We start from the raw sequence: 25458 nt of genomic DNA, 5'->3' as shown, positions 1-25458 counted from the left end.
CACGCTGTAAATACAAATGGATGAATGGGAGTGACGGGAATGAAGAAGATCATGGTAACCGGGGCACTGGGGCAGATCGGCTCTGAACTGACGGGTAAGTTGAGGGGACTGTACGGGGCGGATCATGTCCTCGCAACGGATATCCGGGTACCCGACTCCGCGGACGGACCGTTTGAACAGCTGGATGTAACGGACGGGGAGCGCATGCATGATCTTGCCAAATCATTTGGGGCAGACACGATCATCCACATGGCCGCCCTTTTGTCCGCCACGGCAGAGAAAAATCCCCTTTTCGCATGGAACCTGAATATGGGCGGTTTGGTCAATGCTCTGGAGACGGCGCGCGAACTGGACCTACAGTTTTTCACACCGAGTTCAATCGGGGCGTTCGGGCCGTCCACGCCGAAAAAACATACGCCTCAGGATACGATCCAGCGTCCGACGACGATGTACGGCGTCAATAAAGTGTCAGGGGAACTGCTCTGCGACTACTATTTTGAGAAATTCGGCGTCGACACACGCGGCGTACGGTTCCCGGGTCTCATTTCATATGTAACGCCTCCCGGCGGCGGAACGACCGACTACGCCGTCGACATCTTTTACAAGGCGATCGAAGACGGTAAGTATTCTTCATTTATCGCCGAAAGCACCTATATGGACATGATGTACATGCCGGATGCCCTGCAGGCGATTGTTGACCTGATGGAGGCAGATCCGTCGAAACTCATCCACCGAAATGCATTCAACGTAACCGCGATGAGCGTGGAACCGTCAGATTTTGAAAAGGCGATCCAAAAGCATTTACCGGACTTTAAACTAACCTACGATGTCGATCCGGTGCGCCAGTCCATCGCGGAAAGCTGGCCGGATTCAATCGATCCGTCCGCCGCAATTGCGGAATGGGGATTCGAGGCCGACTACGACCTTGAATCGATGACTGCCGACATGCTTGAAAAGCTCAAAGGCAAACTGCAGGCCGACTAAATCATACAGAACAAAGGGGCTGTCCAATAAGTCCCCAAAATAAAGCAGGCGGAGAAAAACGAGTTGTTTTTTCTCCGCCTGTTTTTGTTTTTTATGTTTTTTGCAGAAAGCATCCGCAAGATGCGCGCCACCTTTAGGAAGTTATGGGCCATTGCAAGGATGCCGAATTCCACGTGAACCTTATCGAGCCCTCGAAGTAGGAATCGACGAAACGCCAAATTGCCCTTGAGATTCCCAAAAACTGTCTCGACCTCGATTTTCCGGAGGGCATAGACTTTTTTCAGGGTTTCATCTTCAAGGGCTTTCCTGGCCTTGGCCTTCATTTCCTCATAGATCGGATTCCAGTGAACCTGACGGTTCCCTTTGGCTTTGGTGCAAAGCTTCTTCAGCGGGCAGTCGCTACAGTCTTCGCACTCGTAGATCTTGAGATCTTGGAAATAGCCTGATTTATTCTTTTTCTGCAGGTATTTCTTGAACCGGACCTTCCGGCCGTTTGGACAGATAAATAGATCGTCCTCTTCGATATATTCCCAGTTCTTCGCATTGAAACGATTGTTTTTAAAACTACGTAGCTGTTCCCTTATGTAGGTTCCATAAGGAACAACAAATTCAGCAACCGGTTTGTCGTCCTCACCTTCCACAAGATAACGATAGTTCTCTTCACTTCCGTAACCCGCATCAGCGACAATGCGTTTTGGCATCGGAAGATTGGTCTCTCGATAGGCTTTCAAATGTGGAATCAGGCACCGGGTATCCGTCGGACGCTGGTGGATGGAATAGAAGAGGATAAACTGGTTTTCGGTGGCCATCTGAACGTTGTAGCCCGGTTTGAGCTGACCGTTTTTCATATGGTCGTCCTTCATTCGCATGAACGTGGCATCAGGATCAGTCTTCGAGTAACTGTTCCGGTCATCCCCGCAGACACCAAGCTGAACAGCATATTTTTCTTTGCGCGGAATAAAATCCTCTCGGACCAGTTTTAGTTTCTTCCGGATCAGCGATCGTCTTTTACGAATGACTTTGCGGACCGATCCATCCTTCTCTGCCTCAATTTCGCCCGTCAGGGCTTCATCCCGTTCTTCCAGTTTCGAAGCAACTTCCGCGAGTTCCGACACTGTCGGATTCCCTTCAGGCCTCTCGCCCAGCTCTACGCCTTCCATCTCCGCAATCCCATGGATCTCAGCAAGGGTCTCCCGGATCTTGGACTCCAGTTTCTCCTGGCGGGTTTCGAGCGACTTTTTAAAGACGAACGTATATTTATTGGCGTTGGCTTCAAACTTGGTCCCATCGAGGAAGTAGTTCTCGAACTCGATAAACTCACGCCGGTGGAGCTCCATGACCATCGACTCGAAAAGGGTATCAATCATCTCGGGCATCCGGACACGCCGAAATTCATTGATGGTCCGGTAGTCCGGCGTCTGGCCTGCGGCCAGCCACATTGCCGGCAGATTTTCCCGGATCAGCTTCTCGATTCGCCGGCAGGAATACTCCTTTTGTGAGTAAGCGTAGAGAATGACCTTCAGCATCATTTTCGGGTGGAATGAGCTTCGCCCTCCGCCAGGGTAGTGTGCAAAGAGTTGGGTGTCTGGAAGAAGCTCAATCATTTCATCGATAACCCTTGCCACATGGTGTTCCGGGATCTGTGCCTCGACATCGAAGATGGCGAACGACTGGCGGTTATTATAGGGTTTGAAAACTGGGGCGAGTTGCCGTTTAGGCCGGGCGGCCTTTTCTTGTATCTCTTTTTCCATACCAGAAAAAGTGGTATAATCAGCAGTAGCAGTCTTCGGATTGCACATAAAAAGATCGCTCCTTTTTGGTTTGTTGTGTGGTAACTCCATTCTACAAAAGGCAGCGATCTTTTTCTATTTTATTTAAACATAAGGAAAGGGGCGTCCTAGAAAGTCAGTTTTCACTGACTTTCTGGACAGCCCCTTCTGTCTTTTCAATTCCCGTTATTTCCGGTTAATTCCATACCCCGTAGCTTCATCAGATGCTGGAGAGCAGCGCGGAAAGTGGAAAATGACTTGAGATTGTTTACAAAGGGAAGTCCGGACAATGCGACTTCGCGGGCGAATTGGGGAGTGAATCCGACTGTGATCACTTCAATGCCCATCAGGCTGAGTGATGCCGAAAGCTCCTCGACAGAATTACCGAACACCGAGAGGCTCTCCGTTTGTTTGATGGACAGTGCGGTGAAGTCTAGTATCGCAGTTTGGGTGCCTGTCATGGCAACATGATCGAGTACCTTCGTGACGACTTTTTTTGAAAGCTCCGGTGTCAGTTCTCCGGCGAACGGCACCAGAATCGTATTCGGCATTATCGATGGGATGATGGGTACCATGATCTGGCCGATGAGTTTCTCCAAATCATCAACTTGTGTTCTCAGCTGATCGATTGTGTGCTGCATTTCTTCCGGGGTTGGCCGGGTCTGTTGGTCATTCATCTTGGATTCCTCGCTGATTGTATTTTGATCGTATGGTTATATCACTATTATACGGTTATTTCTGAAATGGGCTATCTTGAACCTCAGACGGAAGGACCGATCCAAGCAAGTATTGAACAGGTTTAGATAGAATAAAGTCGGAATTTATCATTATTCGAGAAGGAACTGTTTGCCTGTATGTCGAATGTAGCCGCAGAACAATAATGGTTAGGGGATATTAAGCGTGATTAATAATGTAGGGGAAACTGAAGCAACGACATACTTGGGAGACAGCCGTGAAAGCATCAGGAAAAAGGTGGAGCTGCTAATTGAAGAATTGCCGGCAGGAATTGAAAAGGCCAGATCCGGAGATGCAGAAGCAGCCGCAGTTTATTTATCCGCGACCTATAAGGTATTATCTGCCGTCCTGGAAGAAGAAGCGATCGCCTTTGAGAAATATCTTGATGTCCAAGTTAAAGAGCCCATGAAGCGTCCGTAAAAGACAAAAAATGCGCATCCCTAGGGATGCGCATTTTGTGATGATTCCGACTGGGCTCGAACCAGCGACCTCTACCCTGTCAAGGTAGCGCTCTCCCAGCTGAGCTACGGAATCAAATCTGGGATGTTGGCTTGGTTGTTCTCTCAAGCACATTTACAATAATACAAGGGGAAGCAGGGAAAGTCAACGCCATCCATAAAATAAAACTTTTCAGACATCGGGGTCGGATATCCTTAAAATTGCTAAGGACCGTCCTCCGAATATAATCGGCTGGACGGCCCTTATGTATGCACTGCATCTTTACCGGCTGACGGCAAATATCGCATCGTCACTTAGTTATTGCTCCTGGGGAACGGTTTCCTCGGCTTCCGAAAAGTAAAGGAAGTTTTCCTCTTCCAGCTCGGTTAGCCGCTCGCGGTTAAGTCCCAATTCAAGATTTCCCGTAAACATATGATCCCACCATTGTTCTTGTTTCATCATGTCATTTCCTCCTTGATCTTTTCGTTGTTTGACCTTCTATACCCCGCATGATCGGAATCCAAAACAGAGTGAGGAACAAAACAAGCCGGAAGACCTATATTTCTATCTGACCGGGAAAGAGGAGCGTATGAAACTGAAAGGTGCGATATCCGCCGCCTGGAGGCCGGGATGCATGGCGGGCAGGCAACAACTTTTCCTGCCCATATCCAAAGGTTGCCCGAGTCGCGAGTCGTTTATGAGCTTCAAAAAAATTTAACAATCGGTCAGGTCATCCGGGTGGGAATAGAATATCCCGGTTTATGTTTTGATATCCGGGGCCACCGGCGATAAGATGAAGAAAGAATGAAAGGAGTGGTTGAACATGGCTTTTACGGAGACGCAGGCAGGCGGCATCGTCGCCCGGCAGCGGGAATTTTACTGGACCGGCAAAACGAAATCAGCCCAATTCAGGAAAGACAGGCTGATGGACCTTCATGGAGCGATCCGGAAAAGGGAAAAAGACATTTCGGATGCCCTTGCGAAGGATCTCGGCAAAAGTGAATTCGAATCATACATGACGGAGATCGGTTTTGTCCTTTCCAGTATTCGTGAGATGGCTTCCAACATCGGAGAATGGATGAAACCGGAACCGAAAAAGACGCCGATTCATTTCCAGCCGGGAAAAAGCTTCGTCATCCGTGAGCCATGGGGAACGGTGCTCATCATCGGTCCGTTCAACTATCCGTTTCAGCTTGTGATCGAGCCGCTTGCGGCGGCGATTGCCGGTGGGAACACGGCCGTCCTGAAGCCTTCCGAGACGACGCCGCATGTTTCTGCCATCATCCGCGAACTGGTTGCGGAAACATTTCCGTCCGAATATGTGACAGTCGTGGAAGGGGGCAGGGAGGAAACGTCCGCACTGATCCATGCACCGTTTGATTTCATGTTCTTCACGGGCAGTGCAAAAGTCGGATCGATCGTTATGAAAGCTGCTGCCGAGCGGCTAGTGCCCGTCGTCCTCGAGCTCGGCGGAAAAAGTCCCGCCATTGTTGACCAGACCGCCGACCTCCGCATGGCAGCGGAGAGGATTGCATGGGCGAAATTCACGAATGCCGGTCAGACATGCGTGGCGCCGGACTATTGCCTGGTCCATCATTCTGTGAAGGATGAATTTCTGGAGGAGTTGAAACAGGCGGTCAAGGTCTTTTACGGCACTGATCCTGCTGAATCTCCCGATTATGCCCGGATTGTGGATGAGCGCCAGTTCGACAGGCTGCGGGAGATGATCGACGAAGAGCGTGGCCGGATTCTTTCGGGAGGACAGATGAATCGGGACACCCGCTATATCGAGCCGACGGTGGTTGACAGTCCGCCTGCCGGAAGCCGGGTGATGGAAGAAGAGATTTTCGGTCCGATCCTGCCGGTTTATGGTTATTCAAGCCTGACGGCAGTCATCCGCTCGATCCGCGAACGGCCGAAGCCGCTGGCCGCTTACCTGTTTTCCGAGAATCAGGGCGCGATGGATACTTTTCTGTCCGAGCTCCCGTTTGGCGGCGGCTGCATCAACGATGCCCTGTCCCATGTCGGAAATACGGCTCTGCCGTTTGGCGGCGCCGGCCCGTCCGGGATCGGAAGCTATCATGGCAAATATGGCTTCGATGCTTTTACGCACGAAAAGGGCATCCTGAAGCGCGGGACGGCCTTTCAGGTCAGGATGGCATTTCCTCCTTACGGCAACCGCCTCAAGCTGATCAGGCGTTTTCTGAAATGATGCGGTGCATCGTGACGGACACCCACTCTAGGCGTATAATGAAAACTGGACTTTTTCAGTCGGGGGGAACGCATCGTGAAGATACCATTTGAACTCGAACAATCGCTTACAATCCTTGAAAAACTCGTGAATACACCGAGTCCGTCCGGCTACACAGCGGACGTCATGAAATTGGCTGCGGCTTATCTGGCTGAGAGCGGGGCTGAGCTGACTAAAACGAACAAAGGTGCCGTCATCGCCACATTCCGTGGAGAAGACGACAGCAAAAGCCGTCTGATCACGGCACATGTCGATACACTCGGCGCCATCGTCAAGGAGGTCAAACCTTCGGGCCGCCTTAAGCTGGATAAAATCGGCGGATTCAACTGGAATGCGGCCGAGGGTGAATATTGTACCGTCCATACGGCGGACGGCCGGAAAATCCGTGGGACGATCCTAATGCACCAGACGACCGTCCATGTTTACCGTGACTCCGGAAAGGCAGAGCGGAGCAGCGAGAACATTGAAGTCCGGCTTGATGAGCGGACGGAAAGTGGAGACGCCACCCGGGAACTGGGCATCGAAGTGGGAGACTTTGTCTCATTTGACCCGCGTTTCGAGCGGAGCGGCGGCTATATCAAGTCCCGTCACCTCGACGACAAAGCGAGCACGGCTCTCCTGCTCGAGCTGGCGGCAAGGCTGAAGGAAAGCAGTGTGAAGCTCCCATATACCCTGCATCTCTATATCTCCAATAATGAAGAGATCGGATTTGGCGGCAACGCATCGGTTCCCGATGGGACCGTCGAATATATTGCATTCGACATGGGAGCGATCGGCGACGGACAGTCTTCCGATGAATATACCGTGTCAATCTGTGTGAAGGATTCAAGCGGGCCCTATCATTACGGCCTGACACGGCACTTGGCGGACCTATGCAAAAATGAGGGCATTCCACACAAATTGGATATCTATCCTTATTACGGATCAGACGCGTCTGCGGCGATCCGCGCAGGATTTGATGTCCGGCACGCGCTTTTCGGTCCGGGAATCGAATCGTCCCATGCACTTGAAAGGACTCATACGGATTCCCTGGAAGCAGCGGCACGCCTGCTGAGGGCTTACATTCTCTCGCCGCTCGCGGAAGACTGAGGAGGAAATAAGATGGAAACAAAAGAATTATTGGCACATCTCCCGTTCAGGGAAGTAATCGGGATGCTTCCGGAAGAAGTAACGGACATCGCTGTGGATTCCCGGGCGGTCCAGCCTGGCGGCGCATTTATCTGCATCAGCGGATACACCGTTGATGGCCACGACTATGTGCCCCAGGCGCTTGCAGCCGGTGCGAGACTCATCATTGCGGAACGGCCGGTTGAGGCGGATCCGGAAAAAGCTGCCGTCGTCATCACAGATGACACGGCACGCGCGGAAGGACTTCTTGCGGCTGCTTTTTTCAATCATCCGTCAAAGTCCGTCCGGATGATCGGCGTCACCGGAACAAATGGCAAGACCAGTGTAGCGAATATTATCGATGGCATTTTCCGCAGCAGCGGGCGGAAATCAGCTTCTTCCGGCACGATCGGTTTCAATCTGAACGGTGTCCTCTACGAGTCGGCAAATACCACTACTGATGCACTTACCACCCAGCGCATGATCCGCCAGGCATTTTTGGAAGGATGCGAGGCGATGACGATGGAAGTGTCCTCCCACGGCCTTGTCGAAGGGCGTCTTTCCGGTACGGAATTCGATGTGGCGGTGTTCACGAACCTAAGCCATGATCATCTGGACTATCACGGAACGATGGAACACTATGGCTATGCGAAGGGGCTGCTTTTCTCGCAGCTTGGCCAAGACACTTCCAAGCCGAAATTTGCCGTGCTGAATGCGGATGATCCTTGGTCGGACCGTTACCGTCAGATGACGCCGCATCCGGTGATCACTTACGCAGTGGAATCAGAGGCAATGTTCCGGGCACGTGATATCCGGCTTGCGGCCGGCCGCACTGTATTTCTGATGGATACGCCTGAAGGGGAGCGCCAGGTCACGATGAACCTGATCGGCGGATTCAATGTTTATAACGCGCTGGCTTCGGTGGCTGCCCTGTATGCATACGGACTGGGGCTGGATGAGATCTTGGAAGGGCTCAGCGGGCTTCCCGCCGTTAAAGGACGGATGGAACGTGTCGAGACGGACCTTCCGCTCACAATCTACATCGACTACGCGCATACACCGGACGCCATTGAGAAAGCAATCGCATCTGTACTGCCTTATAAAAAGAACAAACTCATTTTCCTGGTCGGTACAGGAGGAAATCGGGACCGTTCAAAGCGGCCGATCATGGCGGAAAAAGCTTCTGTCGCCGATTATGTTATTCTCACGACCGACGATCCTCGCCATGAGGATTATGACTCGATCACATCAGAACTTGAGGCAGGCATGGCACATCAGAATTATGCCTGCATCGGTGACCGCGAGCAGGCTGTACGGCACGCGGTGAAGGTTGCTGATGAAGGGGATATTATCCTGTTCGCAGGAAAAGGCCATGAAGATTTTCAGATTATCGGAAACACGAAATATCCGCATAGCGATGCCGAGATAGCGCTTCATGAAGCGGAAAAGAAATTCGGACGTAAAGCCGGCACCAGGGACTGACTCGGAAAAGCTGGTTATTTGCAGGGAAGACAGGTGCCGGAAAGGTTCGCCTTTCCGGCCCTTTCCGTGAATATCGCTTGAAATCGGACTCTCCGGTCCCTATGATGGGGAAAGCTGAAACAGATGAGGAGAAATGAAAATGGAAGACCAATTAAAACACGAAATCGCATCGAGAAGAACATTCGCGATCATCTCCCACCCGGATGCCGGGAAAACGACGATGACCGAGAAGCTGCTGTTTTTTGGCGGCGCGATCCGGGACACTGGGACCGTCAAGGGGAAGAAGTCCGGGAAGTTCGCCACATCCGACTGGATGGACATCGAGAAACAACGCGGCATTTCGGTCACTTCCTCGGTGCTCCAGTTCGACTATGACGAGAAGCGGGTCAACATCCTGGACACCCCGGGACACGAAGACTTCAGTGAAGACACCTACCGGACGCTTATGGCTGTCGATTCGGCTGTGATGATGGTCGACTCCGCAAAAGGGATTGAGCCGCAGACCATCAAGCTGTTCAAGGTCTGCCGCATGCGGGGGATTCCGATTTTCACGTTCATCAATAAGCTCGACCGCCAGGGCAGGGAGCCCCTTGAGCTCATGGAAGAACTCGAGGAAGTGCTCGGCATCCAATCTTATGCGATGAACTGGCCGATCGGCATGGGCAAAGAATTCATGGGCATCTACGACCGCCACAACCGCCGGGTGGAGCTCGCAAGGACAGAAGGGGAAGAAAAATACTTGCAGCTCGGCGCTGACGGAGATCTTGCGGCACCCAATCCGATCCAGGACTCTTCCTATTACAGCCAGGCGCTGGAAGACATTATGCTGCTTGACGAAGCCGGAAACGACTTTGACGAGGAGCGTGTGCAAAAAGGTGAACTGACGCCGGTCTTTTTCGGATCCGCGCTGACCAACTTCGGCGTGCAGACGTTTCTGGAAACCTTCCTGCAGTTTGCGCCCCAGCCACAGCCGCGCAATATGGAGGATGGCGGCAGCGTCAACCCTTACGATGACGAGTTCACAGGCTTCATCTTCAAAATCCAGGCGAACATGAACCCGGCACACCGTGACCGTATCGCGTTTGTCCGCATCGTCTCGGGAGAGTTTGACCGCGGGATGCAGGTAACCGTCCCAAGAATCCCGAAAACCTTCAAGGTCAGCCAGTCCACGCAGTTTCTTGCGGATGACCGGGAGACCGTCAACATGGCGGTCGCAGGGGATATCATCGGGCTTTATGACACAGGGAACTATCAGATCGGCGATACGATCACCGGCGGCAAAAAGAACTTCGCCTTCGAGCCGCTGCCTCAATTCACTCCGGAGCTGTTCGTCAAGGTGTCTCCGAAAAACGTCATGAAGTCAAAGCATTTCCATAAAGGCATTCTGCAGCTTGTACAGGAAGGTGCCATCCAGTACTATAAAACGCTTCACACAGAAGAAGTCATTCTTGGAGCGGTCGGACAATTGCAGTTCGAGGTGTTCGAACACCGCATGAAGAGTGAGTACAATTCCGAGGTGATCATCCAGCACATCGGCCAGAAAGTGGCCCGCTGGATCGAGAACGAGGGAGATGTGAAGGAATCCATGACAGGTCCTCGTGCCATGCTCGTCAAGGACCGTTACGATAATCTCGTCTTCCTCTTTGAGAACGACTTTGCCCTTCGCTGGTTCCAGGACAAACATCCGGACATCAGGCTTTATAGCTTGCTCTGACCAGCAGGTTTTGTGCATACCCAGACAGGCGGCAGCAGGCCGGACCTTCCAGAAAGGGACCGGCTTGCTGCCGCCTGTTTTGGAGATTGAAGGTGCGCTGAACATTGAGGGTGGCAAGCGCTTCCGGTATGATGGACATAGCTTTTTGAAAAGGGGAAAAAAGGATGAAGATAAGCGGTTTTTCGATCAGGCGCCCGGTTTTTACGATTGTGACGATGCTCCTCGTACTTATCTTGGGAGCTGTTTCGTTCATCAAAATCCCGCTGACGCTCATACCCGAATTGAACCCGCCGATCGCGGTCGTGGTGACGAGCTATCCGGGGGCGGGTCCGGAAGAAGTAAGTGAAAAAGTCACCAGGCCGCTTGAAAACAGTTTGTCTACGCTTCCCGGACTGGATTCTATCCAGTCGACTTCACAAGAAGGCGCAAACCTGATCTTCCTTGAATTTGACTGGTCGACGGAGATCGATGACGTGCAGATGGATGTTCTGCAGCGGATCGACCAGACCCCTATTCCGGATGATTCAGCCAAACCCCAGTTCATGAAATTTGATCCGTCGCAGTTCCCGGTAATCCAGCTGTCATTGCGATCTGATAAAGAATCCGGAGATATCCGGGAAATCGCGGGATCACTTGAAACCGAACTGAGAAGGACCGAAGGCGTCGCAAGTGTCACCGTGTCCTCTTCGCTTGTCGAGGATGTGCAGATTGTCCTGGATCCCGGGAAGCTGGAAGAATACGGGCTCGCCCAGCAGGATGTTACCCAGGCCATCCAGGCCAACAATGTTTCCATGCCCGGGGAGCCGGTGGAAACGGATGACGGCAAGCGGCTGACCACACGCATCGTCAGCACATTGACCTCAGTTGAGGAAATCGGGAATCTTGTCCTGACCGTAAACCCGATGGACGGCGCGGAAATCAAGCTTTCAGACATCAGTGAAATCAGTCTTGCCCCTGAGAGCGGGGAAATGGAGACAAGAACCAATGATGAGCCGTCTGTGATCATGTCGGTTCTGCAGGAGTCCGGTGCAAATACCGCGGAAGTGTCCGAGTCTTTCAAGGAATCGCTGGACCGGCTGCTCGGACAGCCTGAATATGAGGGGATCACGTCAGATATTCTCTTTGACCAGGGGGACTATATCCAACTGGCCATCGGAAACATCGGTCAATCACTCATTCTGGGCGGAATCTTCGCCATGCTCGTCCTGTTCCTGTTTCTGAAATCCGTGCGGAGCCCGATCATCATCGGCGTGGCGATTCCGTACTCGGTCATTGTCACATTTGTCCTGATGTATTTTTCGGACTTCGCACTTAATATCCTGACGCTCGGAGCCCTGGCTCTCGGGATCGGAATGTTGGTCGACAACTCCATTGTTGTCATTGAGAACATTGAGCGGCATCTTGCTATGGGCAAAAACCGCAAACAAGCCGCACTTGACGGAACGAAAGAAGTGGGCGGGGCCATTACAGCTTCTACACTCACCACGGTTGCTGTATTTCTGCCCGTCATCTTCATCTCGGGACTGATAGGCAGGATTTTCACGGAGTTCGCCATGACGATTTCATTTAGTCTCCTGGCCTCCCTGTTCGTTGCGCTGACGGTTATTCCGATGATGGCATCCCGTATGCTCAAAAAGCCGAAGCGTGATCTGGAGACACGGCGCAGGCGCTCGAAAGCATATGGGAATTTCGAGCGCTCAATCAAATGGTCGCTTTATAACCGGAAACTGGTCCTTGGTTTGACAGTTGTTCTGCTTGTTGCAAGCGGGTTCGGCATCTATAGGGTCGGAACAGAATTCCTTCCGGCGACGGATGAAGGATTTGTAAGCATCACGGTCAACATGCCGGACAGTGCATCAGTAAAGGCAACCGGTGATGTCATCAGAAAGATCGAGGAACGCCTGAAATCTGAAGACGATGTTGATGTATATGTCAGCCTTACCGGCGGCACCCAGCAGGGACTTGCCCAGGGAACTGGCGAGGCTGACCGTGGAGAGCTTTATGTCAAGCTCAAGCCGCTTTCGGAGCGGGACCGGTCCGTGTTCGAATTCGTCGATGATATTCAGCCGGATATCCAGGGGATGGGCGGTGAAGGCACTGAAATCAACTTCAATCTCCAGACGGCTGCCGGTTCATCTCCGAATACGCTGTCCTTCACGATGACGGACACGGATAAATCACGCCTGGACAAAGCTGCGGCAATGGCAGTTGACCGTCTGTCGAAAATTGGGGGCGTAACGGATGTCACCAACGATCTGACCGATGGAGTTGAAGAGATCCTGATTGAAGTCGACCGTGCTGCGGCTTCCGCGAATGGACTTGCTCCTGCCCAAATCGCTTCCGCTGTCAATGACATGACCCGAGGTGTAACAGCGTCACAGATTGTTGATGAGGCCGGAGATGTCCATGCTGTGCGGATTAGAACCGGCGGGAACAACCTCGACAGTATTGATGCGCTCGGACAGCTCAAGCTCCGCGCACCGTCCGGCACGTTCGTAACCCTGGAAAGCCTGGCGGATATCGAAGTTGCCGAGGGGCCTGCAGCCATCCGACGGGTTGACCAGGCAAATGCAGTACGCTTCACTGTCCACTATGCATCCTCGAGAACGCTCGGTGAAGTGACGGGGGATGTGGAGCGTGAGCTGGAAAAGGCAGGACTGCCGGAAGGAACTGACATTTCCTATAGCGGTGACAGGGAACTGTTCGAAGACTCGATCGACGACATGATCATGGCGGTTATATTGGCTATGGTACTCGTTTACTTCGTCATGGCCGCGCAGTTCGAGTCATTCAAATATCCATTTGTCATCATGTTCACTGTGCCGCTAATGATCATCGGGGTATCGATCGCCCTGTTGATCACCAATACGCCGATCAGCGTTTCTTCAGTTATCGGAATCCTGATATTGGTCGGGATCGTCGTTAACAATGGGATTGTGCTCGTCGATTATATTAATCAACGGAAGGCGGAAGGCATCCGGTCTCTGGACGCTATTATTGTCTCTGTCAAGGACCGTGCAAGACCGATTCTGATGACCGCATTAACGACCATTCTCGGGCTTCTTCCATTGGCCCTGGGAATCGGGGAAGGGACGGAGATCAACCAGCCGATGGGAATCGCAGTGATCGGCGGGCTCATCAGCTCCACCGCACTGACTCTCTACATTGTGCCGATCGTATATAGCCTGTTTGATCGTGAGACTAGAAATATGAAAAAATCAGGGACATCCGATCGCCCGGTGTGATACAATAAACCAAGGAAAACTGAATGATCTTTGACTTAGTGTCAAAGGGGAGTAGCTATAGGGAAACCTATTTCATAATCGTCATTACATGGTCATGCCATCGGTTATGATAGCCTGATTCCGGGAATTACCGGATGAGTGCTTAGCAAGACCTTTGCCCTTTTTTCGGGGTAAAGGTCTTTTTGTTTTCCATAAAAGGGAGGGAATTGAATTTGGAAGCTATTTTACTCGAATATGCATGGGTGCTTGTCGTCCTGGTGGTCTTGGAGGGCCTGCTGGCTGCTGATAACGCGGTAGTCATGGCGGTCATGGTCAAGCACTTGCCGCTGAAACAGCGGAAAAAAGCCTTGTTCTACGGACTCCTTGGTGCTTTTGTTTTCCGTTTTGCGGCGCTCTTCATGATCACCATCCTCGTTGATGTTTGGCAGATCCAGGCGCTTGGTGCCGCGTACCTGCTCTTTATCGCCACCAAGAATCTCTATGATATGCGGAAGAAGCACGGCGAGGACGAGGATAATCTCAAAGAGCCGAAAAAACAGTCCGGCTTCTGGATGACCGTCCTGAAAGTTGAACTGGCGGATATTGCGTTTGCGATCGACTCGATGCTGGCTGCCGTAGCAATCGCAATCACATTGCCTGAACTCGGCGACTTTGACATCGGCGGTATCAACGGCGGCCAGTTTGCGGTCATGTTCTTCGGGGGTCTGATCGGTTTGATCATCATGCGATTTGCCGCGACGTGGTTCGTCCGTCTGCTGGATCGCTATCCGGCGCTCGAGGGAGCCGCTTTCGCAATTGTCGGCTGGGTCGGGGTCAAACTTCTCGTTCTGACACTCGGCCACCCGGAACTGCAGATTATCGATCCGGATTTCCCGCACTCGACAATTTGGAAAACCATCTTCTGGTCGGTGTTGCTGCTGATCGCAGTAGTCGGTGTTCTCATCGGGCTGAAAAACGATCGGAACAAACAGGATTGAATTTAAACGAGACTGCCATCCCGGCAGTCTCTTTTATATGCATTCATTATCGAAAATCCACCCCCAAAAAGCGCCGGGAGTTGTCGAATAATATGAAAGACAAGGAATGACCTCTTTCCAAAAACCGGGATTGCCGATACAATCAGATTATCGAAACCAGGGTCAGGAGAGGTCAATCGTGTTAATCACGGCTTTCAACGGATTCATGAATCGGAGAAGTGGTGAAACCGCGGATGTGGAAAATCGAGTGCTTCTTGCCCAGAACGGCTCGGGCGAAGAATTGGATGGACTTCTCCGTGCTTATTCCCCGTTTCTGAAAAAAGCGGCCTACTTGGCGTGCAACCGTTATATTGATGAACATGATGATGAATACAGCATCGCACTTGGCGGCTTCCATGAAGCTGTCATGAAATATGACCGCAGCCGGGATGCCTCTTTTATGACATTCGCTCATCTTGTCATCCGGCGGAAGCTGATTGACCATCTCCGGAAAGAGTCCCGGAACAGTCTTACCGGACATCTTGCCATAGGGGAAGAAACCGCGGCGGCAGCGGAAGTGTCCGCTTCCCTCTCAAGATATGCCGAGGATCGGGAGGTCGAGGAACGACGGGAAGAGATCAGAGGGTTTTCGGAGCTTCTCGATAAATTCGGCCTTTCGTTCAGCGAATTGGCAGATGTCTCCCCGAAGCATGCGGATGCAAGGAGGACTGCCATGGATCTTGCAGTGATCATCTGCAGCTCCGAAGAATTGATGCGTGAGACCCTCCGCAAGAAGCGCCTTCCAATCCGGAAACTCGAAAAGTTGGTCGGTGTCTCCAGAAAAACGATTGAACGACATCGTAAGTATATTCTTGCCATGGTGATACTCAAGGACAGTGACCTGCCGATGCTCAATGAGTATTTAAAAGGATGGATGCCCGAATGATAAATAAGACCAGGGGGATCATTGTCGAACAAAATAATGAAAATGTGACCATCCTGACTCCTGACGGACAGTTTATCCGGGGGATGGCGGATGGGCAGGAAGTCGGATCCGAAGTTCTGGTCACGCCTTTGCTTTCCCAAAAGCGTTCGTATCAGCCAGCAGGCCGAAAATCCATTCCTGCCATCGCAGTACTGGCCGCAGCCTTGCTTCTCGTGCTTGCATCACTTTTCCTGCCTCTCAGGGAACCGGCACTTGCCTTTATCCAGCTGGAAGTGAATCCGTCAGTTGAGTTCGGCATCGATCAAGAGGGGAAGGTCCGGGAAATGGCTGCTCTCAATGACGATGGGGCTGCACTGATCAGGGAGCTCGAAAGTTGGAGCGGCAAAGAAGTGACGAAACTCATTAGCCTGATTTTTGATGAATACGCAGAACCTGACAGGGAACTGGCGGTAACAGCGGTGCGGACAGGCGATGAAAAGTTAGCCGCTGCACTTGACCGGACTGTCCGTTTTATAGAAGGGGCTGCAGGAGAAGAGGGAATGCTCCTGCGTTTGTCTGAAGCCGAACCGGAAATGCATGAACGGTCCCGGGAGGAAGGCATTCCGATCAGCCGCCTGATTCAGCAGGAAAGAAAACCCGGCGAGCCTGCCTCTCTCTCGCCGCAGCAGGAGAAGAAACCAGATACAGAAACGGACAAGCCCGGAACAATGTCTGCTGATAAATCGAAGCATAAGCCGGCAACCGACAATTCCGTACGGCCGGCGGAAGGTGGAAAGAAGGAAGCTCGTCCTGTTAAGAACAGGGAACAGGAACAAACGCCGAAAACAAAAATTCCTCCAATTCAACAAAAACCGGAAGTACAGAAAAAGCCTCCCGGTAAGTCCTTGGAAAATGATACGCAGAATGGGAAGTCTCAAACACCTGCGAAACCGGAAAATACAAGGCCGCATCCTCAACAAGGGAATCCTGACAAGAACAATAACGGAAACCCGAAAGGAGAGGAGCGGGGGGATAACGGCAATCCGCCGGCTCATGCAGGGCCAAACAAAGCAAGCGATTCCCCTGGCCATGCCGGACAGGACAAGCAGTCCTCGCCGCCACCCCATTCAGGGCCGAAACCGGGGAATGTAGAAAATCAGTCCGACAAGGAAAAACCTGTGCCGGGACGATCGGAATCACCCGGAAAGGAACAACCTGATAAGGGTGGTCACCAGAATAACAACAGCGGAAACGGGAAAGGTGGAAATGGAAAGGTCCCGGCGAATAAGCCGTGATGTTTCCATCCGCCTTTCTTTTTTTTGTGTATTTCTATAAAATGAGACATCATGCAAGGTTCATTCAGAAAGGACATGGGGTCATTATGGGATACAAAGAACTGACACGGCGGCAGAAGATGCTTTCCAGGATCAGAAATCAAAAATTGACACCTGCCCGTGTCCTTGTCATTTACTACTTTTTTGCAATCACCATTTCGGCCATTTTGCTGAACCTTCCTGGTGTTCATCGTCCAGAAGTGGAAATCAGCTTTATAGACAGTTTGTTCACGGCTGTCAGTGCAGTGAGCGTGACCGGGCTTTCCGTAATCGATCTGAGTGCCACCTATACGACATTTGGTATTGTCATGTTCATGGTCGTTCTCCACTTCGGAGGTATCGGGGTCATGTCGATCGGTACGTTTTTCTGGCTGCTGATCAGGAGAAGGATCGGGCTGCGGGAAAGGCAATTGATCATGGTCGACCACAATCAGTACAGCATGGCAGGCGCGGTCAAGCTGATACGGGAGATTATGAAGATCATGATTCTCATCGAATTGGTCGGCGGAAGTATCCTGACGCTCTATTTCACTAAATACTATGAATCGTTTCGGGATGCCCTTCTGAACGGGATGTTCCATTCGGTCACGGCTACGACTAACGCCGGCTTCATGATCGGCAGCGATTCGATGCTTCCCTACTTCAATGACTACTTCGTCCAGCTTGTGACAATGGCGCTGATCATTCTCGGCGCGATCGGTTTTCCTGTCCTGATCGAAGTGAAGCGGTTCCTGACGAATAAGGAGCCGTCGTTCCGGTTCACGCTATTCGCAAAAATCACCACAGCTACATTCGGCATCCTTCTTCTGGCTGGGACGGTTGTTATCCTTTTGATCGAGTCTTTCCATTCGTTCCGGGGAATGCAGTGGCATGAAGCGCTGTTTGCCGCGATGTTCCACTCGGTCTCGGCCCGTTCCGGCGGATTGACTACAATGGATATCACCCAGTTCAGTGAGGCGACGGAAGTGTTCATCAGTTTTCTCATGTTTATCGGGGCTTCTCCCAGTTCGGTGGGAGGCGGGATCCGGACCACTACTTTCGCAATCGCGGTCCTGTTTCTCATCAACTTCGCAAGGGGCAAGGACATCATTCAGATTTTCGGCAGAGAGATCAAACTCATTGATGTATACCGGTCCTACGCGGTGATTCTGATTGCCGGCCTGCTGGTACTCCTGTCAGTGATGATCATGTCCATTACGGAAGATGGCATTCCGCTAACCGCACTGATATTTGAAATTACTTCTGCCTTCGGGACCTGTGGCATGTCTTTGGGCATCACTGAAGATCTGAGTGTTGTAGGCAAGTCGATCATCATGTTCCTCATGTTTGTCGGAAGGGTCGGCCTGATTTCATTCCTGTTTACATTGGGCGGCAAACCGCAGAAATTAAATTACAGATATCCTGAAGAGCGGGTCATTATCGGATGATTATGCAAGAAGGAACGAATAAGTGCGGGGAAGTCTCCGAATAAATGTAAACGGCACAACTTGACCCCACCGGCTGAATATGAGTAAATAGTCTTATATTGTGAGCGGTAAAAATATGGAATAATCAGAATTAACTTCTTGATTGATCAGACCCGCCAAGTCATATTTCTAATCTGGTTTCCATAAGCTAGTCCAAAACGGAAAGGCTGGTGTGGGACATGCCGCAAAATTCTATCATGGAAACAATCGATTTCCTGCTCGACGAAACCGAAGATGCCGTTGTGATGGTCAATCGGAAAAATGAATGCCTGCGGTCCAATCCCAAGGCTGTCAGTCTGCTTGGTCTTGCTCCCGGGAGCATGATGGATCAAGTGCTGCAGAACGGTCAGTTGGACGGATGGTCCACATTTATTGAGCAGGTTCATCCAGGGAAAAGAGTGACTTCCCGATTTGCTCTGGAAAATGAAGGTCATATTTTTCCTGATATTGAAGTCATCGGGACAGTTTTCCGACATTCAAATGAAGTGATTCTCCGTTTCAAGATGGAAAAACCCAAATCCTCTAATAACAAAAAGGATAATCGTGCCTATCACAGTATTTTCCATCATGAAGTGAACTGTTATTTTGTGGTAGGAACGGATGGATTGATCCAAGATGTCAATGAACGCGTTGAGTACTTTTTCGGTCTGAAACCGGACGAGCTGATCGGATGCTCTTACAAAGAATTGCTCAAGGTGGGAATCACAGAAAATGAGGTTGGAATCGTCCAGAATGGCATTGAAAATAATGGAAAAGCGGAGTTCAAATACCGGTTCGTAACAGCAGACGAAGAAGAGCGTTTTTATCATGTTTTTGTTTACTTCGATTCTAAGGAAGAGCTATATGTCGCTTTGATCAGGGACGATACCGAAAAAGTGATTTTGAAGCAGCAAATGGAGCATAGCGGATCTCTCTCCGCCGTAGGTCAGCTGGCTGCCAGCATCGCCCACGAACTTAAAAATGCCATGACATCTGTCAGAGGTTTCACCGAACTGCTGAAGCTGACAACTGATCAGGATTCAGCCCGTTATGTAGACGTCATAGACAGTGAAATGGGCAGGATGGAATCACTGATGGCAGAGTTCCTATCGCTGTCCAAACCATCCAACCAGGAGGATGAGGTGTTCGAGCTATCCGATTGCCTGGCGGATGTGGTCATGGTTATGGAACCACAGGCCTTAACGAGAAAAATCAGCATCTTCATGGATGTCCAGCTGGATGCTGAGGTCACGGTCAAGGGGAAAAAGCACCGCATGAAGCAGGCATTTATCAATCTGTTCAAAAATGCCTTGGAAGCTTCAGAACCCCATACAACACTCATCACTTCCATCGAGCCGTACGATCAGGAGCATGTCGTTGTGGCATTTAGTGACGAAGGCAGCGGGATGACGGATCAACAGATCAAACAGGTGTTTCTGCCATTCTTCACTACAAAGAAGGAGGGGACCGGCCTCGGTCTGCCGTTTGTCCTAGAAACTGCCGAGTCGATGGGCGGGCATCTGTTCGTCAAATCCGAGCCCGGCAAAGGGACGCGGTTCGAGCTGCTCCTTCCTATCCATGGAAAACTGGCCGTCGAGCAACCAGACCAGGATGCTTTGCTCATCCCCTGAGCTTTTTATCATGCGGCTTTGACACTTTCCGGAAATACGTCCTATAATGAATACAGCAGAAACAGCGGCAGGGGATGAAATGATGAAGGAAAGCGATAGCCAGCAATCATTAAAGTTATTTGTCGTCCTTTCAAGGGCACATAAGGTCATCACAGAAAGGGCATACAGGCTTTTTGGAGAGTATGGACTTAATCCGACTGAATTCGCGGTGCTCGAACTTCTCTATCACAGGGGCAGGCAGCCGATCCAGAAAATCGGTGGCAAGATCCTGCTGGCAAGCGGATCGATGACTTATGTCATCGACAAACTGCAGAAACGGGGCTATCTCGATCGGACAACCTGTGAAACGGACCGGCGCGTGACTTTTGTTGATATCACAAAGGAAGGCAGGGAACTGCTCGACAGGATTTTCCCTGTTCATGAGCAGAATCTCCATGAACTGTTGGGAGCGCTCAGTGCTGAAGAGAAGGACACGGCAATCGAACTGCTCAAGAAACTCGGCCTATCCATTAAGGATCTGTCCAAATAATCACAAACGCACAGAAAAAAAGACCGGATTTCCGGTCTTTTTTCTTACTGCCTGTTTTTATTTTTGTCCAATGGTGGCGCCCATGGAAAGAAGGGCATCTGTTTGGTCGGCTTCCGGCTTGTCGAAGACTGTAAGGCGGACTGTCATGCCGTCTTTCTTGAACACAGCCCCTGTAGTAAGGCCTTCTCCGTTTTCCAATTGTCTGAGCACCAATTCTTCTATGCCGTCAGCTTCGGCGAGACTGTACTCGGCGGATACATCTTTTGCTTCTCCACCGTCAAATTCAAGGGAGCCGATCATCTGCTCGGTGAGCATCGCATAGTCGGCATCGGTACCGAATACTTCGATCCTCATGAAGACCTGCTCGTCTTCATTCCAATAAAGAACGTCCTTGTTCGGCTCTTCTGAGGTCAGCTGATAGCCATCCAGAACGTAGAGGGAGAAGTCCATGACATCACTTTCGGTCAGCTTCGCCTGTGCGGCCTGCTGCTCGCCTCCGGCCTGGTAGGTCAGTTCCCGCTCAGGGCCGCGTTGTTCCGCCTGTTCACCTGGTGAAGATTCTTCTGCTGATTCCTCGTCTTCTGCAGGCTCTTCGGCCGAATCCGATTCTTCTGGAGATTCTTCATCTTCGGCTGGTTGTCCGTCTTCCGTTTCAGTCTCCTCGACGGCATCACCGTTTTGATTTGCTTCTTCTTCCTGCACCATCTGAGTGTCTTCCTCCGGCTGGTCCGCTTCTCCCGCAGTGCCGCAGGCTGCCAGCAGCAGGATGGCCGTTGCTGATAAAGTCGCATGTTTCCACTTACGTTGCATGATTGCAGATCCTCCTTTTACTTGGTCAGAAAACCCGGCTGTCCGGAAAATCTGTACGTAGCCTATGTATCGGATCAGTCGTTGCTGCCGTACAATATCTTATAGCGTTTATGGTTGACCACGGTTTTTTCTTCGATTTCCAGTTGTTTGAAATTCTCCATGAACGTCAGGTCGACGATGACCGAGTTTTCATTGACCTTCTCCACTATACCCTGAAGTCCATCTTTGAACTCAATGATGTTTCCCACTTCGGCAATTTGCATCCGTAACGCCCCTTCCGGTAGATTTAACAACAGTTTGCCTTAAATTCTCTTTTGAGTAAAGAATTTTTAGTTGTTTTTCTGACGATACTGACCCGATAAGGGAGGTTCTATGAAACTGTCCATAGACGAGCAGATTGAAAAGATGCGGGAACGGATGTCCGGAAGCGCGGCGGAAAAAGGGCGTGTCCACCCGGATACAGTACAGCTGAGCCGGCAGCTGGATGATCTGCTGAATCTTTATTCAGCCGGAAATACAGGCCGTAAGGAAAGAAATCTTTCGGGAAAAACAAAAAAACCATTTTTTGATGTTTAGGGCGCCCAAAATCAGGATATATTACATTTGAACACAGCAACATTCTCATTTCCCCCTTTACTTGGACGGTTCGCCTGGCGAACCGTCCCTTTTTTTGCTCCAATTTGCTACAATGGAGCAAAGAATGGGGGGGATTCGAATGAAAAACGGGAAGAAGATTGCATTCATCGGTGCAGGGGTCATGGGAGGGCCGATGGCAGGCCATCTGATGGACGCCGGTCACAGCCTCACCGTTTATACGAGAACCAGGGAAAAGGCGGAAGCGCTTAACCAAAAAGGAGCGCGTTGGGCCGCCAGTCCCGCGGAAGCGGCAGACGGGGCAGAAGTCATCATGACGATGGTCGGCTATCCGAAAGATGTGGAAGAAGTGTATTTCGGGGAACGGGGGATTTTCAGCACGGCCGGCAGCGGAGCGGTCCTGATCGATTTTACAACTTCCTCACCACAGCTTGCCGTACGTATAGCGGAACAGGCTGAGTCGGCAGGCTGCTCGGCCGTCGATGCCCCGGTTTCAGGCGGCGATGTCGGCGCGCGGAATGCGACGCTCTCCATTATGTGCGGAGGACCCGAAAAAGCGTTCAGCGAAATTCTTCCGCTGCTTGAAAAGGTTGGACAAAATATTGTGTACCACGGGCCTGCCGGTTCCGGGCAACATGTGAAAATGTCTAATCAGGTCGTCATCGCCACGAGCATGATCGGTGTGTGCGAAGCGCTGGCTTATGCCGTGAAGTCCGGACTCGACCCGGAGCTTGTGCTCAAGTCGATCTCGGCTGGCGCAGCGGGCTCCTGGACGCTCAGCAATCTGGCACCACGGATGCTCAAGGGTGATTTTGCCCCCGGATTTTACATCAAGCATTTCCTGAAAGATCTTAGGATCGCCCTTGATGAGTCAAAGGCATTGGGCCTGGAGCTTCCGGGAGTGGCGCTGGCGGAGCGGATGTACACGACACTTGCCGAGACGGGCTCGGAAGATGAAGGGACTCAAGCATTGTACAAGCTATATCTGTAGAAGACGGTTCACTGGTCAAACCAGGAACGGTGGCTTGACGGGGAGGGTTTTTGCTTTCTGCGACCGGCAGGTGATTGTTTTCCGGGATCCTGTTTTCCATACCGGGATAGGGATCCAGGCCCGAGGTCAGGTCTGACGGACGGTGTCTTGGCGGTATCGTCGGGTTTGAGGCCGGTATAGTCCTGGAGAATCTGCTTGGCAGCCTTTAGTCCGAGCCTGACTTTCGGATTCCGATACTCTGGATCCGGTTCGCCAAGATGGGGGAGTGTCTTCAACTCTTCCCGGGATGCCGGCAGATGGAAATGGAACTCACCGCAAGTGATCAGAACTGCCGACTGCCTCTGGCTGAACTTCGGGTTCCGGACGAACTGAAGCCCGACCTTTTTTGCCAGCCCGCCCTGTATCATCTTTTCGAGTGTCTCCTTTTTCAGTTTGTATAAAAAGTCATTGTCGGGCGCCGTCTTGGCATGCTTATTCGTGATATAGACGGCACTAGCCAGCTGTTCGCGGTCAAATAGCTTTTCAGCCATCCTGTTCCCCTCCGTTCAATTTCCTGGATTTGCATTCATCCTACCATGTCCGGGCAGGAATTCACAGATGCGAATGATTCGGCCTTAAAGCGCACAGGTTAACGGAAAACGGGAAGGAGGCTGCAGAATGGATATTTGGTTATGGCCGACGATTGCAGTGATTTTGCTTATTATCGCCATCGGACTCGCATCGATCAGGAGAATGGACAGGACTGTGGCACAAACCGAAAACGGCGAAGATATGATCCGGGATGAGATCAGGGATCATCCGTATTCCCTCAATCCGATTCTGATTGTGATCGGAGTCGCGACGGTGTTTATCACCATAGTCATTTTTTATTATGCATTCACTTACTGAACACATACAGGATGTCCGGGATCGGCAGATGCTTCCCCGGACATCCTGTTTTTGTAACCTCGTCAGCCGGTAACGCGTTATGATATGATGGAAATGGGGAATCCAAATTTTAAAGGTTGACAAAGGGGTCGGATTCAATGATTTCCGTTAACAACACAGAATTTCTTCACGAGCCCATCCGTGACTATGTCATCTCATCCGAAAAAGTTGCTCATGTCCAGGTCGGCAATAATGCCGAACATGCGCTGCTTGTACTGACGAAGACCGGATACTCGGCCATACCGGTTCTGGACCATGGATATCACCTGAAAGGTCTTCTCAGCATGGGTATGATTACCGAGTCGATCCTCGGCATGGAGCGGATCGAATACGAGCGGCTGTCCGAAATGAAAGTCGACGAACTGATGCAGACGGATATACCGATCGTCGGCATAGATACAGAGTTCAGGCGGGTGTTTGATCTGCTGATCAATCATCCATTCCTATGCGTGGAAGACGAGGAAGGCATGTTTGCCGGAATCATGACGCGCCGGGTACTGATGAAGAAACTTAAAAAAGCGGTTTATACGATGCCGCGCTGATCGGTCGGTTCCGGACGCATCCGGAACCGTTTTTTTATGGTCCGTATTTTCTCGCAGGCATGTATTTATTCCAGAGAATGATATGAAAACCGGAGGTGCTCCGGTTGTTAATAGGGAATAAAGAGACTAAGAAGGTTTGGCCGGTTCATAGGAGGAATGACAGAAGATGAACGTGAATGAATTTACTGTAATCAAAACTCTGGCGGAGGAAGGGAATATGAGGAAAGCATCCGACCGCCTGTTTATCTCGCAGCCTGCATTGTCTCAACGGCTGCGATCGATCGAGAAAGAATGGGGAGCTCCCCTGTTCATCCGGTCATCCAAAGGGTTGATCCCGACGCCCGCCGGAGAGCACGTCATCCAGTTTGCGCGGGAGACGCTTACCCGTTACGAGGAAGTAACAGAAACCCTCCAGACCATGGTGCACAAAGTGCATGGTACGCTCAAAATAGCCTGTGCCTCCATCGTCGGGCAGACATGGCTGCCTGCCGTACTAAAGGAGTTTGTCACGGAGTATCCGGATGCGAAAATCTCCCTGATGACGGGCTGGAGCTCGGAGATCGTGAAGGCCCTTCATGACGGCGAAGCCCATATCGGAATTGTCCGGGGACATTCTGACTGGAAAGGGGCCAAGGTACATCTTTTTCGGGATCATTTATATTTGGTGGATACCGTGATCAGCTCCGTTGATGAGATACCGGATACGGAAAGGCCGTTTGTCCAGTTTAAGAGCGATTCGGATTATTACGAGGAAATCCGTGAATGGTGGCGGCGACATTTCCAGTCCAGCCCGGGCCGTCAGATCATCGTCGATCAGATCGAGACGTGCCGACAGCTTGCTGTGAACGGTATCGGCTATGCTGTACTGCCGTCCATTACGCTCCGCGATGATGACCCGGTCAATAAGATATCACTCACTGATGGGGATGACCGGTTCGAGCTGACCAGGGACACTTGGCTGATCGGCTATGAGCAGGCCCTAGCCCTGCCACAGGTCGAAGCTTTCAAGGAAATTGCGCTCAGACACGCTGAGCGCGTCAAGTAAGCAG

23 protein-coding genes, 1 tRNA gene and 1 pseudogene are annotated in these 25458 nt (G+C 51.3%); 18 read left to right on the top strand and 7 right to left on the bottom strand.

Annotated features, from left to right (window positions below):
- The first annotated feature begins 39 nt into the window (after positions 1-39).
- Positions 40-984, top strand: coding sequence for an L-threonine 3-dehydrogenase (locus tag BMX91_RS01905; RefSeq protein WP_092049300.1), 945 nt, complete (start codon positions 40-42; stop codon positions 982-984).
- Here BMX91_RS01905 and BMX91_RS01900 read toward each other — a convergent pair.
- On the bottom strand, positions 981-2783 hold the full coding sequence (locus BMX91_RS01900) for an IS1182 family transposase (protein ID WP_177168224.1): 1803 nt from the start codon (positions 2781-2783) through the stop codon (positions 981-983). The two genes, BMX91_RS01905 and BMX91_RS01900, sit on opposite strands and share 4 nt — an antisense overlap.
- 146 nt (positions 2784-2929) lie before the next feature.
- Positions 2930-3430: an STAS domain-containing protein gene (locus BMX91_RS01895; RefSeq protein ID WP_092049296.1), complete on the bottom strand. Its 501-nt coding sequence runs from the start codon at positions 3428-3430 to the stop codon at positions 2930-2932.
- Positions 3431-3653: 223 nt separating this feature from the next.
- On the opposite strand from BMX91_RS01895, the gene BMX91_RS01890 reads away from it, so the two are divergent.
- Complete coding sequence (locus tag BMX91_RS01890; protein ID WP_245744200.1) at positions 3654-3908, top strand: hypothetical protein; 255 nt, start codon at positions 3654-3656, stop codon at positions 3906-3908.
- 41 nt (positions 3909-3949) lie between these two features.
- Here the strand turns inward: BMX91_RS01890 and BMX91_RS01885 are convergent.
- Both BMX91_RS01885 and BMX91_RS15670 read right to left on the bottom strand, forming a co-directional pair.
- A tRNA-Val gene (locus tag BMX91_RS01885) sits at positions 3950-4022 on the bottom strand.
- 222 nt (positions 4023-4244) lie between these two features.
- Positions 4245-4388: a hypothetical protein gene (locus BMX91_RS15670; protein WP_177168223.1), complete on the bottom strand. Its 144-nt coding sequence runs from the start codon at positions 4386-4388 to the stop codon at positions 4245-4247.
- 361 nt (positions 4389-4749) lie between these two features.
- Here BMX91_RS15670 and BMX91_RS01880 point away from each other — a divergent pair, with 361 nt between their 5' ends.
- The 11 genes from BMX91_RS01880 to BMX91_RS01830 all read left to right on the top strand — a co-directional run bounded on the left by BMX91_RS01880 (position 4750) and on the right by BMX91_RS01830 (position 20545).
- On the top strand, positions 4750-6138 hold the full coding sequence (locus BMX91_RS01880) for an aldehyde dehydrogenase (protein ID WP_092049294.1): 1389 nt from the start codon (positions 4750-4752) through the stop codon (positions 6136-6138).
- Positions 6139-6219: 81 nt separating this feature from the next.
- Positions 6220-7266 carry a M42 family metallopeptidase gene (locus tag BMX91_RS01875; protein WP_177168281.1) on the top strand — a complete coding sequence of 349 codons (1047 nt, stop codon included), beginning with the start codon at positions 6220-6222 and terminating at the stop codon, positions 7264-7266.
- Between the two features lie 12 nt (positions 7267-7278).
- On the top strand, positions 7279-8766 hold the full coding sequence (locus tag BMX91_RS01870; RefSeq protein ID WP_092049291.1) for a UDP-N-acetylmuramoyl-L-alanyl-D-glutamate--2,6-diaminopimelate ligase: 1488 nt from the start codon (positions 7279-7281) through the stop codon (positions 8764-8766).
- A gap of 139 nt (positions 8767-8905) precedes the next feature.
- A complete protein-coding gene (locus BMX91_RS01865; RefSeq protein WP_092049290.1) occupies positions 8906-10480 on the top strand; it encodes a peptide chain release factor 3 in 1575 nt (524 codons plus the stop codon).
- 164 nt (positions 10481-10644) lie between these two features.
- Positions 10645-13725 carry an efflux RND transporter permease subunit gene (locus BMX91_RS01860; RefSeq protein ID WP_092049289.1) on the top strand — a complete coding sequence of 1027 codons (3081 nt, stop codon included), beginning with the start codon at positions 10645-10647 and terminating at the stop codon, positions 13723-13725.
- Positions 13726-13937: 212 nt separating this feature from the next.
- Entirely contained in the window at positions 13938-14702 is a 765-nt protein-coding gene (locus tag BMX91_RS01855; protein ID WP_092049287.1) for a TerC family protein, read from the top strand.
- A 178-nt stretch (positions 14703-14880) separates the two neighbouring features.
- Positions 14881-15627: an RNA polymerase sigma-I factor gene (gene sigI / locus BMX91_RS01850; RefSeq protein WP_177168222.1), complete on the top strand. Its 747-nt coding sequence runs from the start codon at positions 14881-14883 to the stop codon at positions 15625-15627.
- Positions 15624-16901 (top strand): anti-sigma-I factor RsgI family protein, encoded by a 1278-nt coding sequence (locus tag BMX91_RS01845; protein ID WP_092049283.1) that lies wholly within the window; start codon positions 15624-15626, stop codon positions 16899-16901. The genes sigI and BMX91_RS01845 overlap by 4 nt, the downstream gene beginning before the upstream one ends.
- 86 nt (positions 16902-16987) lie before the next feature.
- Entirely contained in the window at positions 16988-18367 is a 1380-nt protein-coding gene (locus BMX91_RS01840; RefSeq protein ID WP_092050722.1) for a TrkH family potassium uptake protein, read from the top strand.
- A gap of 218 nt (positions 18368-18585) precedes the next feature.
- Positions 18586-20016: a sensor histidine kinase gene (locus tag BMX91_RS01835; protein ID WP_092049281.1), complete on the top strand. Its 1431-nt coding sequence runs from the start codon at positions 18586-18588 to the stop codon at positions 20014-20016.
- Positions 20017-20098: 82 nt separating this feature from the next.
- Positions 20099-20545, top strand: a complete 447-nt coding sequence (locus BMX91_RS01830) for a MarR family winged helix-turn-helix transcriptional regulator (protein WP_092050719.1) — start codon at positions 20099-20101, stop codon at positions 20543-20545.
- A gap of 57 nt (positions 20546-20602) precedes the next feature.
- Here BMX91_RS01830 and BMX91_RS01825 read toward each other — a convergent pair whose 3' ends face one another.
- Entirely contained in the window at positions 20603-21355 is a 753-nt protein-coding gene (locus BMX91_RS01825) for a hypothetical protein (protein WP_092049278.1), read from the bottom strand.
- Between the two features lie 74 nt (positions 21356-21429).
- A pseudogene (locus BMX91_RS01820) lies at positions 21430-21612 on the bottom strand (YkvS family protein); the annotation flags it as partial.
- A 115-nt stretch (positions 21613-21727) separates the two neighbouring features.
- Here BMX91_RS01820 and BMX91_RS01815 point away from each other — a divergent pair.
- A complete protein-coding gene (locus BMX91_RS01815) occupies positions 21728-21931 on the top strand; it encodes an aspartyl-phosphate phosphatase Spo0E family protein (RefSeq protein WP_092049273.1) in 204 nt (67 codons plus the stop codon).
- Positions 21932-22070: 139 nt separating this feature from the next.
- Positions 22071-22940 carry an NAD(P)-dependent oxidoreductase gene (locus tag BMX91_RS01810; protein WP_092049271.1) on the top strand — a complete coding sequence of 290 codons (870 nt, stop codon included), beginning with the start codon at positions 22071-22073 and terminating at the stop codon, positions 22938-22940.
- 8 nt (positions 22941-22948) lie between these two features.
- On the opposite strand, the gene BMX91_RS01805 is transcribed toward BMX91_RS01810, so the two are convergent.
- Positions 22949-23470 carry a YkyB family protein gene (locus BMX91_RS01805; protein WP_092049269.1) on the bottom strand — a complete coding sequence of 174 codons (522 nt, stop codon included), beginning with the start codon at positions 23468-23470 and terminating at the stop codon, positions 22949-22951.
- A 127-nt stretch (positions 23471-23597) separates the two neighbouring features.
- On the opposite strand from BMX91_RS01805, the gene BMX91_RS01800 reads away from it, so the two are divergent.
- The 3 genes from BMX91_RS01800 to BMX91_RS01790 all read left to right on the top strand — a co-directional run bounded on the left by BMX91_RS01800 (position 23598) and on the right by BMX91_RS01790 (position 25454).
- Positions 23598-23828, top strand: coding sequence for a hypothetical protein (locus BMX91_RS01800; RefSeq protein WP_092049267.1), 231 nt, complete (start codon positions 23598-23600; stop codon positions 23826-23828).
- Between the two features lie 137 nt (positions 23829-23965).
- On the top strand, positions 23966-24409 hold the full coding sequence (cbpB, locus tag BMX91_RS01795) for a cyclic-di-AMP-binding protein CbpB (RefSeq protein WP_092049264.1): 444 nt from the start codon (positions 23966-23968) through the stop codon (positions 24407-24409).
- A gap of 166 nt (positions 24410-24575) precedes the next feature.
- A complete protein-coding gene (locus BMX91_RS01790; RefSeq protein WP_092049262.1) occupies positions 24576-25454 on the top strand; it encodes a LysR family transcriptional regulator in 879 nt (292 codons plus the stop codon).
- Positions 25455-25458 lie beyond the last annotated feature (4 nt).

The sequence above is a fragment of the Bhargavaea ginsengi genome, from assembly GCF_900109165.1.
GTDB lineage: Bacteria > Bacillota > Bacilli > Bacillales_A > Planococcaceae > Bhargavaea > Bhargavaea ginsengi.
The sequence above is the reverse complement of the archived record's forward strand: the minus strand, read 5'-3'. Positions and strand labels throughout refer to the sequence as shown.

Coding starts and splice junctions, on each gene's coding strand:
- BMX91_RS01845 (WP_092049283.1), top strand. CDS start 15,624: ATGATAAATAAGACCAGGGGGATCATTGTCGAACAAAATAATGAAAAT.
- BMX91_RS01830 (WP_092050719.1), top strand. CDS start 20,099: ATGAAGGAAAGCGATAGCCAGCAATCATTAAAGTTATTTGTCGTCCTT.
- BMX91_RS01865 (WP_092049290.1), top strand. CDS start 8,906: ATGGAAGACCAATTAAAACACGAAATCGCATCGAGAAGAACATTCGCG.
- BMX91_RS01790 (WP_092049262.1), top strand. CDS start 24,576: ATGAACGTGAATGAATTTACTGTAATCAAAACTCTGGCGGAGGAAGGG.
- BMX91_RS01870 (WP_092049291.1), top strand. CDS start 7,279: ATGGAAACAAAAGAATTATTGGCACATCTCCCGTTCAGGGAAGTAATC.
- BMX91_RS01825 (WP_092049278.1), bottom strand. CDS start 21,355: ATGCAACGTAAGTGGAAACATGCGACTTTATCAGCAACGGCCATCCTG.
- BMX91_RS01840 (WP_092050722.1), top strand. CDS start 16,988: ATGGGATACAAAGAACTGACACGGCGGCAGAAGATGCTTTCCAGGATC.
- BMX91_RS01900 (WP_177168224.1), bottom strand. CDS start 2,783: ATGTGCAATCCGAAGACTGCTACTGCTGATTATACCACTTTTTCTGGT.
- BMX91_RS01835 (WP_092049281.1), top strand. CDS start 18,586: ATGCCGCAAAATTCTATCATGGAAACAATCGATTTCCTGCTCGACGAA.
- BMX91_RS01815 (WP_092049273.1), top strand. CDS start 21,728: ATGAAACTGTCCATAGACGAGCAGATTGAAAAGATGCGGGAACGGATG.
- BMX91_RS01800 (WP_092049267.1), top strand. CDS start 23,598: ATGGATATTTGGTTATGGCCGACGATTGCAGTGATTTTGCTTATTATC.
- BMX91_RS01805 (WP_092049269.1), bottom strand. CDS start 23,470: ATGGCTGAAAAGCTATTTGACCGCGAACAGCTGGCTAGTGCCGTCTAT.
- BMX91_RS01810 (WP_092049271.1), top strand. CDS start 22,071: ATGAAAAACGGGAAGAAGATTGCATTCATCGGTGCAGGGGTCATGGGA.
- cbpB (WP_092049264.1), top strand. CDS start 23,966: ATGATTTCCGTTAACAACACAGAATTTCTTCACGAGCCCATCCGTGAC.
- BMX91_RS01895 (WP_092049296.1), bottom strand. CDS start 3,430: ATGAATGACCAACAGACCCGGCCAACCCCGGAAGAAATGCAGCACACA.
- BMX91_RS01880 (WP_092049294.1), top strand. CDS start 4,750: ATGGCTTTTACGGAGACGCAGGCAGGCGGCATCGTCGCCCGGCAGCGG.
- BMX91_RS15670 (WP_177168223.1), bottom strand. CDS start 4,388: ATGATGAAACAAGAACAATGGTGGGATCATATGTTTACGGGAAATCTT.
- BMX91_RS01905 (WP_092049300.1), top strand. CDS start 40: ATGAAGAAGATCATGGTAACCGGGGCACTGGGGCAGATCGGCTCTGAA.
- BMX91_RS01860 (WP_092049289.1), top strand. CDS start 10,645: ATGAAGATAAGCGGTTTTTCGATCAGGCGCCCGGTTTTTACGATTGTG.